This is a genomic window from Georgenia sp. EYE_87 (assembly GCF_023148685.1).
In the GTDB taxonomy this organism is placed as follows: Bacteria; Actinomycetota; Actinomycetes; order Actinomycetales; family Actinomycetaceae; genus Georgenia.
In genome coordinates this window covers 458,375-471,662 of record NZ_JAHXNL010000001.1, presented here as the reverse complement: position 1 = coordinate 471,662, position 13,288 = coordinate 458,375, and the positions used below count along the sequence as shown (strand labels likewise).

General features: G+C 74.2%; 11 protein-coding genes and 1 pseudogene. 8 read left to right on the top strand and 4 right to left on the bottom strand.

What is annotated here, in order from left to right; genetic code table 11:
- The first annotated feature begins 31 nt into the window (after positions 1–31).
- Positions 32–970, top strand: a complete 939-nt coding sequence (locus tag KZX45_RS02085; protein ID WP_248256038.1) for an ROK family glucokinase — start codon at positions 32–34, stop codon at positions 968–970.
- Positions 971–1,035: 65 nt separating this feature from the next.
- Here KZX45_RS02085 and KZX45_RS02080 read toward each other — a convergent pair whose 3' ends face one another.
- On the bottom strand, positions 1,036–1,527 hold the full coding sequence (locus KZX45_RS02080; protein ID WP_248256037.1) for a hypothetical protein: 492 nt from the start codon (positions 1,525–1,527) through the stop codon (positions 1,036–1,038).
- A gap of 23 nt (positions 1,528–1,550) precedes the next feature.
- On the opposite strand from KZX45_RS02080, the pseudogene KZX45_RS02075 reads away from it, so the two are divergent.
- The 4 genes and pseudogenes from KZX45_RS02075 to KZX45_RS02060 form a co-directional block, all read left to right on the top strand.
- Positions 1,551–2,330: pseudogene (locus KZX45_RS02075) on the top strand (lysophospholipid acyltransferase family protein); the annotation flags it as partial.
- 276 nt (positions 2,331–2,606) lie between these two features.
- The gene (locus tag KZX45_RS02070; RefSeq protein WP_248256036.1) at positions 2,607–3,833 is read left to right on the top strand and encodes a pyrophosphate--fructose-6-phosphate 1-phosphotransferase; all 1,227 of its coding nucleotides are present in this window, start codon (positions 2,607–2,609) and stop codon (positions 3,831–3,833) included.
- A 189-nt stretch (positions 3,834–4,022) separates the two neighbouring features.
- Positions 4,023–5,375, top strand: a complete 1,353-nt coding sequence (locus tag KZX45_RS02065) for a class II 3-deoxy-7-phosphoheptulonate synthase (RefSeq protein WP_248256035.1) — start codon at positions 4,023–4,025, stop codon at positions 5,373–5,375.
- A 30-nt stretch (positions 5,376–5,405) separates the two neighbouring features.
- Positions 5,406–6,044, top strand: coding sequence for a molybdopterin-dependent oxidoreductase (locus KZX45_RS02060; protein ID WP_248256034.1), 639 nt, complete (start codon positions 5,406–5,408; stop codon positions 6,042–6,044).
- 54 nt (positions 6,045–6,098) lie between these two features.
- Here KZX45_RS02060 and pknB read toward each other — a convergent pair whose 3' ends face one another.
- Both pknB and KZX45_RS02050 read right to left on the bottom strand, forming a co-directional pair.
- Positions 6,099–8,045, bottom strand: coding sequence for a Stk1 family PASTA domain-containing Ser/Thr kinase (gene pknB / locus KZX45_RS02055; RefSeq protein ID WP_248256033.1), 1,947 nt, complete (start codon positions 8,043–8,045; stop codon positions 6,099–6,101).
- A gap of 178 nt (positions 8,046–8,223) precedes the next feature.
- Entirely contained in the window at positions 8,224–9,744 is a 1,521-nt protein-coding gene (locus tag KZX45_RS02050) for a lytic transglycosylase domain-containing protein (RefSeq protein WP_248256032.1), read from the bottom strand.
- 180 nt (positions 9,745–9,924) lie between these two features.
- Between KZX45_RS02050 and KZX45_RS02045 the strand changes: the two genes are divergently transcribed.
- A complete protein-coding gene (locus tag KZX45_RS02045; RefSeq protein ID WP_248256031.1) occupies positions 9,925–10,296 on the top strand; it encodes an Rv2175c family DNA-binding protein in 372 nt (123 codons plus the stop codon).
- 69 nt (positions 10,297–10,365) lie between these two features.
- On the opposite strand, the gene KZX45_RS02040 is transcribed toward KZX45_RS02045, so the two are convergent.
- Complete coding sequence (locus KZX45_RS02040) at positions 10,366–11,454, bottom strand: polyprenyl synthetase family protein (protein WP_248256030.1); 1,089 nt, start codon at positions 11,452–11,454, stop codon at positions 10,366–10,368.
- 152 nt (positions 11,455–11,606) lie between these two features.
- Here KZX45_RS02040 and KZX45_RS02035 point away from each other — a divergent pair, with 152 nt between their 5' ends.
- Together KZX45_RS02035 and KZX45_RS02030 are read left to right on the top strand one after the other, a co-directional pair.
- Positions 11,607–12,761: a DUF4192 domain-containing protein gene (locus KZX45_RS02035; RefSeq protein ID WP_248256029.1), complete on the top strand. Its 1,155-nt coding sequence runs from the start codon at positions 11,607–11,609 to the stop codon at positions 12,759–12,761.
- A 107-nt stretch (positions 12,762–12,868) separates the two neighbouring features.
- Positions 12,869–13,267 carry a universal stress protein gene (locus KZX45_RS02030; RefSeq protein ID WP_248256028.1) on the top strand — a complete coding sequence of 133 codons (399 nt, stop codon included), beginning with the start codon at positions 12,869–12,871 and terminating at the stop codon, positions 13,265–13,267.
- Positions 13,268–13,288 lie beyond the last annotated feature (21 nt).

The window sequence follows — 13,288 nt, the reverse complement described above, 5'->3', positions numbered from 1 at the left end:
CCGGTCAGGAGCGAAGAGAGATGAGGCGGAGATGCTGACGATCGGTGTCGACATCGGCGGGACCAAGATTGCGGCCGGGGTCGTCGACGAGGAGGGCCGGGTGCTGGCCGCGGACCGGTTCCCCACCGACCCGACCGACCCGGCCGCCATCGAGCACGCGGTCGTCGCGGCCGTGGCGCAGCTGCGTCAGGGCCGGGACGTCGGGGGCGTCGGGGTGGCCGCCGCCGGCTACATCAGCCCGAGGCGCGACGGCGTGGTCTTCGCGCCGAACATCGCCTGGCGCGACTACCCGCTCCGGGAGAAGCTCGCGCGGGGCGTGGACCTGCCCATCGTCATCGAGAACGACGCCAACGCCGCGGGCTGGGCGGAGTTCCGGTTCGGCAGCGGCCGCGCGGTCGAGAACATGGTGATGCTGACGGTGGGCACCGGCCTGGGCGGAGCCATCGTCGCCGACGGACGCCTGCTGCGCGGGGCGTTCGGGGCGGCCGGCGAGATCGGCCACATGGAGATGGTGCCGCACGGGCACTACTGCGGCTGCGGGCACGAGGGCTGCTGGGAGATGTACGCCTCGGGCCGGGCGCTGGCCCGGGCGGCGCGGAACGCCGCCGTGGCGTACCCCGACCGGGCCGGCGCGCTGGTCGCGGCCGCCGGCGGGCCGGACCAGAAGATCAAGGGCACGCACGTGACCGAGGCCGCCGCGGCCGGCGACGCCCTCGCGATCGAGCTGCTCGGGACCCTCGGCGAGTGGCTGGGAGCGGGCATCGCCGACCTGGCCGCGATCGTCGACCCTGAGCTCGCCGTCGTGGGCGGGGGCGTGGTCGCGGCGGGCGACCTGCTACTCGAGCCGGCCCGTGAGTCGTTCCGACGCAACCTCACCGCGCGCGGGTTCCGCGGCGAGCTGCGGATCGAGGCGGCGACGCTCGGCAACGAGGCAGGGATGATCGGCGCGGCCGACCTCGCCCGGTACTGACCCGCGGTCGCGGATCCGGCGCCGTCAGCGTGATCAGCGGGCGGCGCCGTGAGTGGCCGGCCCGGTCAGACGACGGCGCCGTCCCCCGGGCCGCGGTCCTCGGGCCGTGCCGGCATCCGCCACAGCAGCAGGCCGACGCCGCCGAGCAGCGCGACCGCCAGCACCACCATCGCCCAGCCGGGCACGGACGGGTCGAGGACGAACAGCAGCAGGCCGACCACCAGCGAGCCGATCGTCGCCACCCAGCCCAGCGTGAGGGCGGGGTCGGCGTGCGTGAGCGGCTCCGGCTCGGGCGGGACGAACCCGTCGATCCCGGACGAGGGGTCGTCGTCGTCCGCGCGCTCCGGCGCCGGCTCGTAGTCCCGCGGCCCCGGGGCCGCGGCCGGCCGGGCTCCCAGCGGCTCGGGCGGTACCGCGGTCGAGGGGCTCAGCTCGTCCTCCGACGGGACTCGAAGCTCGCCCAGGTCCGCCGTCAGCTCCGCCCAGCGCGCGGCGACGGTCGCGTCGTCGAGCGGCTCCTCGCCGTCGGGAAGCCCGTCACGAGTGGGTCCGGCCATGACATGCACTCTAGAGTGAGTCCGTGTTCTACCGGCTGATGAAGGCGACCCTCGGGACGATCCTGCGGGTCTTCTACCAGCCATGGATCCGTGGGGCGGAGAACATCCCGGCCACGGGCCCGGCGATCCTCGCCTCGAACCACCTCGCGGTCATCGACTCGTTCTTCCTGCCGCTGATGATCCCGCGCGAGGTCGTCTTCCTCGGCAAGCAGGACTACTTCACCGGCAAGGGCCTCAAGGGACGCTTCGTCGCCGCCTTCATGCGCGGGGTCGGGACCATCCCGGTGGACCGGGCGGGCGGCAAGGCGTCCGAGGCCGCCCTCCTCACGGGGCTTCGACGGCTGCGGGAGGGGGGCCTGTTCGGCATCTACCCCGAGGGCACCCGCAGCCCCGACGGGCGCCTGTACCGCGGCAAGACCGGGGTGGCGCGGCTGGCGCTCGAGTCCGGCGCGCCGGTCGTGCCGGTCGCCATGATCGGCACGAACATCGCCCAGCCGATCGGCAAGCGCATCCCCAAGATGCACCGGATCGGCGTGGTCGTCGGGCGCCCCCTGGACTTCTCCCGCTACCGCGGCCTCGAGAACGACCGCTTCGTGCTCCGCGCGATCACCGACGAGATCATGTACGAGCTGATGCGGCTGTCGGGCCAGGAGTACGTCGACGCGTACGCGGCCACCGTGAAGAACCGGCTCGCGGCCGCGAAGAAGGATGCGGCGCGCGCCGACGTCGCCGACGCCGGGGCGGGGGCCCCGGGCGGGCGTCCGGTGCCGGTGACCGAGGTGCCCACCCCGACGCCCGAGGACCGCGGCATCCCCTCGGACGGGACCGAGCCGGCGTTGTCGGACGAGGGGGAGCCGGCGTCGTCGGGCCAGGACCAGCCCGCGACGTCGGGCGATGGCGGGACCGCGCCCCTCCACGCCGCCCCGGCGCACTCTGCGGGGGTGACCCCGCGGGGCCGGGCGTCCCGTGAGGCGGGTAGCCCGCGCGCCTAGTATGACCAGGGGCCGCGGCACGTCGCCGCGGACCCGGCCGCGCGCCGTCGGCGCCGGCTCCTGTGCCAGCACTACGGAAGGTTCTCGATGTCGGTCCGTCGCGTCGCCCTGCTCACCGCCGGTGGGTTCGCCCCCTGCCTGTCCTCCGCCGTCGGCGGGCTGATCGAGCGCTACACGGAGATCTCGCCCGAGGTGGAGCTCGTCGCCTACCAGAATGGCTACCACGGCCTGCTGACCGGCACGAAGGTCGTCGTCGACGACGAGGCCCGCCGTCGCGCCGGGGTTCTCCACCGCTTCGGCGGCAGCCCCATCGGCAACTCGCGCGTCAAGCTCACCAACGCCAAGGACCTCGTCAGCCGTGGCCTGGTCAAGGAGGGGCAGAACCCGCTGGAGGTCGCCGCGGAGCAGCTGCGCGCTGACGGCATCGACGTGCTGCACACCATCGGCGGCGACGACACCAACACCACCGCCGCCGACCTCGCCGCCTACCTCGAGGACAACGGCTACCACCTCACGGTGGTCGGGCTGCCCAAGACGATCGACAACGACATCGTCCCGATCCGGCAGTCCCTCGGCGCCTGGACCGCGGCCGAGGAGGCCAGCGAGTTCGCGCAGAACATCATCGGCGAGCATCGCGTGAGCCCCCGCATGCTCATCGTCCACGAGGTCATGGGCCGGCACTGCGGCTGGCTCACGGCGGCCGCGGCGCGCTCCTACCGCACCTGGCTCGACACGCAGGAGTGGGTGCCCAGCATCGGCCTGAGCCGGGAGCGGTGGGACATCCACGCCGTCTTCCTCCCCGAGACGAAGATCGACATCGAGGGCGAGGCCCGGCGTCTGCGCGGCGTCATGGACGAGCTCGGCAACGTCAACATCTTCCTCTCGGAGGGCGCGGGCGTGCCGGAGATCGTCGCCGAGCTCGAGGCGAAGGGTGAGCAGGTCGAGCGCGACCCGTTCGGCCACGTGAAGCTGGACACGATCAACCCGGGCGCGTGGTTCGCCAAGCAGTTCGCCGAGCTCATCGGCGCCGAGAAGGTCATGGTGCAGAAGAGCGGCTACTTCTCGCGGTCCGCGCGCGCGAACGCCGAGGACCTGCGCCTGATCAAGTCGATGGTGGACCTCGCCGTCGAGTGCGCGCTCAAGGGCGAGTCCGGCGTCATCGGCCACGACGAGGAGGACGGCGACCGGCTCAAGGCCGTCCCGTTCCCGCGCATCGCCGGTGGCAAGTCCTTCGACATCGACCAGGAGTGGTTCCGCGAGCTCATGGCCGGCATCGGTCAGCGGGTCGAGGCGGCCGCCCCGGCCGCGCACTGACCGACCGGTAGGCCGTCGCGCGCCGGGTGCACCGGTCCGACGGGCGCGCCATCGCATCCCGGGCGCTGCAGGTACGCCTGCAGCGCCCGGGGTGTCGTGGCGCGCTCGCGCCGCGTACGTGGACGGGACGCTGCGGCCGGTCCGTGGACGCCGTCCGTCTCAACCCTCGGCGCCGCCTATCCTGTGCGGGTGAGTATCGAGGCGACACCGGAGGTCCTGAGCGGCCTCCAGCACTGGCGCGAGCTCCCCGCCGCGCAGCAGCCCCAGTGGCCCGACCAGGGCGAGCTGGCCCGGGTGACCACGGAGCTGCGCGAGTTTCCCCCGCTCGTCTTCGCGGGCGAGGCGGACAGCCTGCGCGACAAGCTCGCCATGGCGGCGCGCGGCGAGGCGTTCCTGCTCCAGGGCGGGGACTGCGCGGAGACGTTCGCGGAGTCCACCGCGGACCGGATCCGGAACAAGATCCAGACGATCCTGCAGATGGCCGCGGTCCTGACCTACGGCGCCAGTCTCCCGGTCATCAAGATGGGCCGCATGGCCGGCCAGTACGCCAAGCCGCGCAGCTCGGACCTGGAGACGCGGGGCGACACCACCCTGCCGGCCTACCGCGGCGACGCCGTCAACGGCCACCCGTTCACCGAGGCGGACCGCACGCCGGACCCGCGTCGCCTCCTCGGCGCCTACCAGCGCTCGGCGACCACGATCAACCTCATCCGCGCCTTCACCAACGGCGGCTTCGCCGATCTGCGCCTGGTGCACCAGTGGAACCGCGGCTTCACCGCCAACCCCGCCTACGCGCGCTACGAGGTGCTGGCCGCGGAGATCGACCGCGCGATGCGGTTCATGCGCGCCGCCGGCGTCGACTTCGAGGCACTGCGCACGGTGGACTTCTACACCTCCCACGAGGCGCTGCTCCTCGAGTACGAGGCGGCCATGACTCGCATCGACTCGCGCACGGGCGACCCCTACAACACCTCCGCGCACTTCCTGTGGATCGGTGAGCGCACCCGTCAGCTCGACGGCGCGCACGTCGACCTGCTCTCGAGGGTCCGGAACCCGATCGGCGTCAAGCTCGGCCCGACGACGACGGCGGACGACGCCCTCGCGCTGATGGACAAGCTCACCCCCGACGGCGAGCCGGGCCGGCTGACGTTCATCACCCGCATGGGGGCGGGCAAGATCCGCGACGTCCTGCCCGGGCTGGTCGAACGGGTCACCGCCGACGGGCGCCCCGTCACCTGGGTGTGCGACCCGATGCACGGCAACACCATCACGTCGCCGTCCGGGTACAAGACCCGCGAGCTGGCGACCGTCCTGGACGAGGTGCACGGCTTCTTCGAGGTCCACCAGGCCCTCGGGACCGTGCCGGGCGGACTGCACGTCGAGCTCACCGGCGACGACGTCACCGAGGTGCTCGGGGGCAGCGAGGAGGTCGACGAGGCCGCCCTGGCGCGCCGCTACGAGACCCTGGTCGACCCGCGCCTGAACCACCAGCAGTCGCTCGAGATGGCGTTCGACGTCGCAGAGATGCTGCGGGCCTACTAGACGACGCACGGAAAGGACCGCGGGGGAACGGTGGAGCACGACGGGGTGCACGAGCACGCCATGGGTGCGGGCATGGCGGATCTGCCGCGCCTGCCGGCCGACCGGTTCCTGCCGCCCGGCCAGCGGCTGGTCGCCGAGGCGCCGGTCATGCACTACGGGCCCGTGCCGCGCCGTCGTCCGGAGCGCTGGCGCCTGACCGTCGGGGGAGCGACCGCGGACGGCGGCGAGCACGCGCTGACCTTCGAGCAGGTGCTCGCCCTGACGCCCCTCGAGGTCATCGCGGACCTGCACTGCGCCACCGGATGGTCCTCGGTGGACGAGCGGTGGTCCGGGGTCGCGGCCCGCAGCGTCGTCGAGGTGGCACCGCCGCGCAACGACGTCGAGCACGTCCTGGTGTTCGCCGAGTACGGCTACGCGGCGACGGTGCGCCTGGAGGACCTGGTCTCGCCCCGTACCGTGCTGGCCACCCACCACGCCGGAGAGCCGCTCAGCGACGAGCGCGGCGGCCCGCTGCGGCTGATCCTGCCCCACCTGTACTCCTGGAAGGGGCCCAAGTGGCTCCGGGGCTGGAACTACCTCACCGAGGTCGAGCGCGGGTTCTGGGAGGAGCGGGGCTATCACCTGCGCGGGGACGCCTGGCGTGAGGAGCGCTACTCCCACCAGGAGTAGCCCTGGTCGGGGGCCGCGCACCCCGTGGGGTGCCGGCCCGCCGTGAGGTGCCCGTCAGACGACGGTGAGCGTGATGAGGCTGCCTCGCGGCAGCATCGCCCCCGGCTCGGGGTCCTGCGCACGCACCGTGCCGAAGAAGCCCCCGAGCACCTCCTCGATCGCGACCTCGAACCCGGCCGCCGTCAGGGCGGAGCGCGCCTCGCCGACCTGACGGCCGACGACGTCGGGAACCTCGAAGAGCTCGGGGCCGAGGGAGATGGTGAGGTCCACGGAGTCGCCGCGGTAGAGCTGGGCGGAGCCGGCGGCCGGCGCCTGGGCGAGGACGGCTCCGGCCGGCACGGTGTCGGAGTGCGCCTCGGTCACCTCGCCGACCGTGAGGCCGGCCGACTCCAGGTCGGCGGCGGCGTCCTCGCGCGACACGCCGGTGACGTCCGGCAGCTCGACGGGCTCGCGCCCCGCGGAGACGACGAGGTCGACCGGGGTGTCGTGCGGGACCTGCTCGGCGGCCGCGGGGGACGAGGAGAGGACGGTGCCGGCCGGAACGCTGTCGTGATACTGCTCGGTGGTCCCGCCGACCGACAGGCCCTCCGCCTCGAGCGCCTCCGTGGCGGCGGCCGTCCCGAGCCCGGCGACGTCCGGCACCGTGAGCATGAGGACGCCGAGGGAGACGGAGAGACGCACGCGGCCGTCCTTGTGGACCTCGGCCCCGGGACCGGGATCGGTGGAGACCACCCTCCCCGCCTCGACGTCGTCGTGGTGGGTACGGCTCACCACCGGCTCCAGGCCGGCGTCGCGCACCTGGGCGACGGCGACGTCCTCCGCGAGGCCGACCACCTCCGGCGTGGTGACGGTGGCTCCGGGCCCTACCTGGAACCACCACAGGGCACCCGCGCCGGTGACGAGCAGCAGGGCGAGCAGGAGGGCGAGGACCCGCGGCCAGGCGCGGCGTCGTCGGGCGGGGTGAGCGGGGGTCGGCTCCTCGCGCCGGATCGCCCCGATGGGCAGCGCGATGGTCCCGTTCGGCTCGCGGATCTCGGTCGCTGTGGTCGGGTGGCCGTCCGACGGCGGGGCGGCGGCGCGGGTCGGCGTGCCGGCCGGCCTCGGTGACCTCGCCGGGGACGCGCCGGTGCCGGCCCCCCGGGCCAGGGTGGTCGCGTCCAGGGCGGTGGTGCACCGTCGCACGAGCGCGAGCGCGGCCGCGCCGTCCTGCGGGCGCTCGTCGAGCTCGCGCGCGGTGAGCGCGGCGACGAGCTCGTCGACCTCCTTCGGCAGCCAGGGGACGACTGCGGACGGTGCGGGGACACGCCCGTTGACGTGCTGGAACGCCACCTGGATCGGCGCCTCGCCGGCGAACGGCTGCCGGCCGGTGACGAGCTCGTAGAGCAGCACGCCCACGGCGTACACGTCCGCACGGGGGTCGGCCCGGCCCGCGGTGACGATCTCGGGCGCGAGGTAGGCCACCGTGCCCAGCACGGTGCCGGTGCTCGCCGCGGTGGCCTCGGTGACGGCGCGCGCGAGACCGAAGTCGGCGACCTTCGCGCGTCCGTCGAGCGTGAGCAGGACGTTCTCGGGCTTGATGTCGCGGTGCACCAGGCCGGCACGGTGGGCGCAGGCGAGCGCGTCCAGCACCTGACCGGAGAGCGCGAGCGCCTCGCCGAGCGGCAGCGCCCCCCGCTCGCGGAGCACCGTTCGGAGGTTCGGGCCCTCGACGAACTCCATCGTCAGGTAGCTGGCCTCGCCGGCGAGGCCCTGGTCGTGGACCGAGACGATGCCGGGGTGGGCGAGCCGGGCCGCGGCCTGGGCCTCTCGACGGAAACGGGCCACGAAGTCGGGGCTCTCGGCGAGGTGCGCGTGCATGACCTTGACCGCGACGGTGCGGTCGAGCCTGCGGTCGGTTGCGCGGTAGACGGTCGCCATCCCGCCGCGTGCGACGCGTGCGGTCACCTCGTACCGGTCGTCGACCAGGTGGCCGATCATCGGGTCGAGAATCGTGGCGTCCACGTACGCGAGCGTAACCGCCGCGCTCCGCCGTCAGCGTGCGGCATGCCGAAGCTCACACAGGCCGGTCAAGACTCCCGGGCCCCGGACGGCGTCGGGCGGGACGGCGCTGTCACGGTCACGGGCACCCCGAGCGCGACGATGGCCGGGCCCCGGGCCCGGCCATCCTCCTGCGCCGCTCTCAGAAGCGGTTCATGTGCGCCTTGACGGCCGCGACGTACATCTTGGTGTCGGCGAACATGCCGTTGCGCCTGACCGAGGCCGCGCCCTGGTAGTAGCCGGCGATGCCGGACTCGAGGTCGGGCGAGGTGCGCTGAAGCTGGCGGATGATGGCCACACCGGCGACCACGTTGTCGTAGGGGTCGAGCAGGTTGAGCCTGCGGCCGACGAGGTCGGACGCCCACTCGCCGGAGGACGGGATGACCTGCATCGTCCCGATGGCGTTGGCAGGGGAGACCGAGGCGTGGTTGAACCCGGACTCCTGGTAGGCGTGGGCCTGGGCGAGCGCGGGGTCGACGCCCATCTGGCGCGCCACCTGCGCCACGGTGGCCTGCATCTGCGCGCGCGAGGGCACGCCGGTGGCCAGGAGCGTGGCCTTGTTGGCGTTGGCCGAAGCGACGGTGGCCTCGGGGTAGGTGCGCCCGAGGAAGCTGCTCGGCACGAGGGGGGTGGTGGTCGGGGCGGCGGGCGTGGCGGCCGTGCCCGGCACCTTCAGCTTCTGCCCGACGTAGATGAGCCCGCCGGCGTCGAGCTTGTTGGTCTGGATCACGGCGGAGACGGTCGTGCCCCACTGCTTCGCCAGCACGGAGACGGTGTCTCCCGCCCTGACGGTGTGGGTGCCGGACGTCGTAGCGGGCGCGGCGGGAGCGCTCGAGGGCGCGGGCGTGGCCGTGGCCGAGACCACGAGCTTCTGGCCGGCGTAGATCAGGCCGGACGGCCGGAGGTTGTTCGCCCGGATGATGGCGCTGACGGTGGTTCCGTACTTCTTGGCCAGGCCCGAGACGGTCTCGCCGGCGCGCACCGTGTGGGTCCCGCCGGCCGTGACGGCGGGCGTGGTCCGCGTCGGCACCGAGGTCGCCGTCGGTGCGGAGGATGCGGGCAGCGAGGCCGTGCCGGAGACGGCGAGCTTCTGGCCGACGTAGATGCGGTCCGCCGAGCCGAGCCTGTTGGCCTGGACGAGGGCGGAGACCGTGGTGCCGTACCGCTGGGCGAGGACCGAGAGCGTGTCACCGGCCGCCACGGTGTGGGTGACGGCGGCCCGCGTGGTCGCACGGGAGGCCGTGGGCGCCGGTCGCGCGTCGGCGGCGGTCGTGGCGGCGGACGGGATCTTCAGCATCTGGCCGATGCGGATGAGCGCCCGGGAGTCGAGGTTGTTGGCGCGGACGATCGCACTGACGGACGAGCCGGTGCGGGCCGCGATGTGGGAGACCGTGTCACCTGCCTGGACCCGGTAGGTCATGGTCGGTGCGGCCGCGGGCGCCTGCGGCGCGAGCGCTGTGGCGCCGAGGGTGACGCTGTGCGGGCCGGCGCTGTGCAGACTGGCGGTGTGCAGGCTGGCGCTGGGCTGGGCGGGTGCGGCCTGGGCTGCAGCGGCCGGGACGGCGACGCCCACGGCGGTCGTGGCCGCCAGGGCCAGACCGACACCGGCCCGTCCCGCCTGGCTGCGGGCAGTGGTGCGAGAGTTGTTCTCGACCTTCGACATCGATCCTCCAACGGGGTCGTGCACAGGGGCCGGCTCAGAGCCGCGCCCGTCACAAGGGTGTAACGGACGTGACTCGTGTTGTCGGTGATACGGACGTGACTATTGAAACCAGTGTGACAGTAGCGACTGTAGGGGCGTGTCGACAACCGATTGTCCGAAACGGTCCCCTAAGATTCCTCCGTGACTGCCGTGCCCGACGAGCCCACCCGCTGGTACTCCCTGCCGGAGGTGGCGGAACTGCTCGGACTTCGCCTCCGTGAGGTCCGCACACTGCTGCGTGAGCACCGCCTGCTGGCGGTGCCCCACGGCCCGAACGGCGCCCAGTCGGTGCCCGGCGAGCTGCTGCTGGGACCCGACGACGTCGACGGCCCGGGTCCGTTGCCGGCGCTGCGCGGAACGCTGATCCTGCTCTCCGACGCGGGCTACGACCCCGAGGAGTCGTTCCGCTGGCTCTTCACCCCGCACGCGGAGCTCGACGCGACGCCGATCGCCGCGCTGCGCGCGCGGCGCACCCACGCGGTCCGCCGGGTGGCGCAGACGCTCGCCTTCTGATCCACGTCCCGGACGGGTGGACGCCCCGGACCTGTCCCGCGCCGGGGCGCACCTGCGGACCTGCCCCGGTCAGGCGGCGCGGCGGACGAGCGCTGCCGCGAGCTCGCGCAGCAGGGCCTCCGCCCTCTCCGGCAGGGCCGCTGCCTCCAGGGCGGCCAGTCCTGCCTCGTAGCGCTCCTCGATCATGCGCTCGTGCGCCTCGACCGCACCCGTCGCCCGCATGACCCGCTGGAGGGCGGTCACCTCGTCACCGGTGAGGTCAGCCGCACCCACCCGGTCGCGGAGCAGCGCCCGGTCGTCCGCGCCGGCACGGCGCATCGTCATCGCGAGCAGCGGCGTGCGCTTCCCCTCGCGCAGGTCGTCACCCGCCGGCTTGCCGGTCGTCGACGGGTCGCCGAAGACGCCAAGCTCGTCGTCACGGAGCTGGAAAGCCTCGCCCAGCGGCAGGCCGACGGCGGAGAGGGCGGCGAGCAGATCGTCCTCAGCCCCCGCGAGCGCCGCCCCCACGAGCATCGGGTGCTCGACCGAGTAGCGAGCCGACTTGTGCCGGACCACCTGCAGCGCCCGGGCCAGGGCGGTGTCGCCGTCGTCCTCCCACGGCTGGGCCTGCGACCGGATGTCCAGGTACTGGCCGAGAGCCACCTCGGCCGTCATCGCGTCGTAGGTACGCCGCGCCCGGCCCCCTGCCGTGGACCCCGCGACGGCCTGCGCCTCCTCCATCTCCATCGACGACAGCGAGAGCAGCAGGTCGCCGAGAACGATGGCGGACGCCTGACCGTAGTCGTCGGCGCGGCCGAGCCAGCCCCGCTCGGCGTGGTCGAGCGCGAACCTGCGGTGCGCGGAGGGCATGCCGCGCCGCGTCTGCGAGGCGTCCATGACGTCGTCGTGCACGAGCGCGGCTCCCTGGAAGAGCTCGAGCGCGCTGCCCGCGAGCACCACCGGTCCCTCCAGGGAGGCGTCGGGGGCGGCCGCGGCCCACCCCGCCCCGCAGAGCAGTGCCCGGAGCCGCTTGCCGCCGCCCAGCAGCGACCTTGCGGGGGCCAGGAACTCCGTCAGCGGTGTCCCCACGTGCGCGAAACGGGCGGTGCGGTCCTCCAGGGCGGTCAGGACCCGCTCGGAGACGGCCTCGCGGAGGTCGGACAGGGCGGTGCTGTGCATGACCCGACCCTATGCGGCCCGGCGTCCCCGGACCGTCCACAGCCCAGTAGCGTCGCCCGGGACGCCCGACGTTTTGCACAGGCCGCGGAGCCGGCCGGCGTCCGTGCACAGGCGTCCTGCGGGCACGTCGGGTCCCACGGCTGGATGGACCCATGACCACCGCAGAGATCATCCGACTGTCCCAGCCCCGCGACCTGATCGCCCTCATCCCCTACCGGCTGGGCTTCCACCCGGCCGAGTCCGCCGTCCTCGTCGCCGTCAGCGTCGCCCCGGGCGGCGCCAAGGAGGTCGGGCTGGTGGCGCGGATGGACCTCGCCGACCTCGGCGCCCCGCTCACCGGCGCCGAGGCGGCCGCGGTCCTGGCCGGCCACGTCGCAGCCCAGGAGCCCGACGACCTGCACCTGGTGCTCTACACGGAGGAGCCGGAGGACGACCGGCTGCTGCACGACGTCGTCGACAACCTTGCCGCCGCCCTGGACGAGGCTCTGTGGCCCTTGGCGCCCGAGCTCGACCCCTGGCGCGTGGGACCCCAGGGCTGGGGTCATCTGGGCCCGTGCCGCTGCTGCCCGCCGGCCGGGCACCCGCTGGACCTGCTCGCCGCCTCCCCGGCGGCGGCCGCGATGGTGACGGCGGGACACGCCGCCGCCCCGGACCGGGCGCAGCTCGGGGTGGTCCGCAGCCGCGACGGTGACGCGCTGGCCACCGCGTACGCGGCCGCCGAGGCGGAGCGGGACCGGCTGCGGGAGGTTCGGAGGGCCTGCGGCGGCGCACCGCTCGTGCGCGGTGCGGCGTTCGGCGTGCCCGGCGCCCGGCCCGCCCGGGACCAGGAGCCGCTGCGACGCTGGCGGGAGGAGGGCGCCCGGCTGTGGGACGCCGCGGTCGCGGCAGGTCCGGGGAGCCCGCGCACGGCGCCCGAGGTGCTGGGCCGGCTGCTCGTCGTGCTCGGCGACAAGGTCGTGAGGGACGCCGTCGTCGCGGCCACGATGGAGGCGGCCGAGGGGCGCACGGGCGACTACCTGGACCCCGGGACGGTGGTGCGGGCCTTCGAGACCGACCTGATCCCGGACGACGCGGCGGTGGGCCGGGCGACGACGCTCGGGCACGCCGTGGCCGCCCACGCCGAGCCGGGAGCGGGCGGCTCGGCGCTCGGCGCCCTGGCATACCTGGCCTGGTGGGGCAACGAGGGTGCCCGAGCGGACGTCGTCGCGCGGCAGGCCCTGCAGGAGGAGCCGGGCCACCGCCTGGCGGAGCTGGTGGTGGCGGCGCTCGAGGCGGGGATGCCCCCGGTCTGGGCGCGCACGCCGTGAGGGCGGCCGTGCTCCCGAGCGTGAGGTGCTCGTGACCGCGTCGTTTCGGGTAACGTCCCGGGCACGGTCCACGCGGCCGCCCGGCGGGCGGCAGGAACGGAGCAGGCATGGCGATCGTCGTGGGGTACGTGACCACGCAGGAGGGCGCGGCGGCGCTGGACGCCGCCGTGGCGGAGACGCGACGGCGCGACTCCCGGCTCATCGTGGTGCTCGCGCGCCGCTCGCGCGGCGACGACCCGTCGCAGCTGGAGGCCGAGGCCGACGCCGTCCGTGACCTGCTCGACGACGCGGACATCGCCTACGACATCCGCCAGCTCCGCCGCTCGGACGACGTCGCTCAGTCGCTCGTCGCCACGGCCGAGGAGGTCGGCGCGGAGCTGATCGTCATCGGGCTGCGGCGCCGTTCCCCGGTGGGCAAGCTGGTGCTCGGGTCGAACGCCCAGCGCATCCTGCTCGACGCCCCGTGCCCCGTGCTGGCCGTCAAGCCCGTCCGCGCCGCGTCCTGACCCCCTGGGCCCCACCGCGCC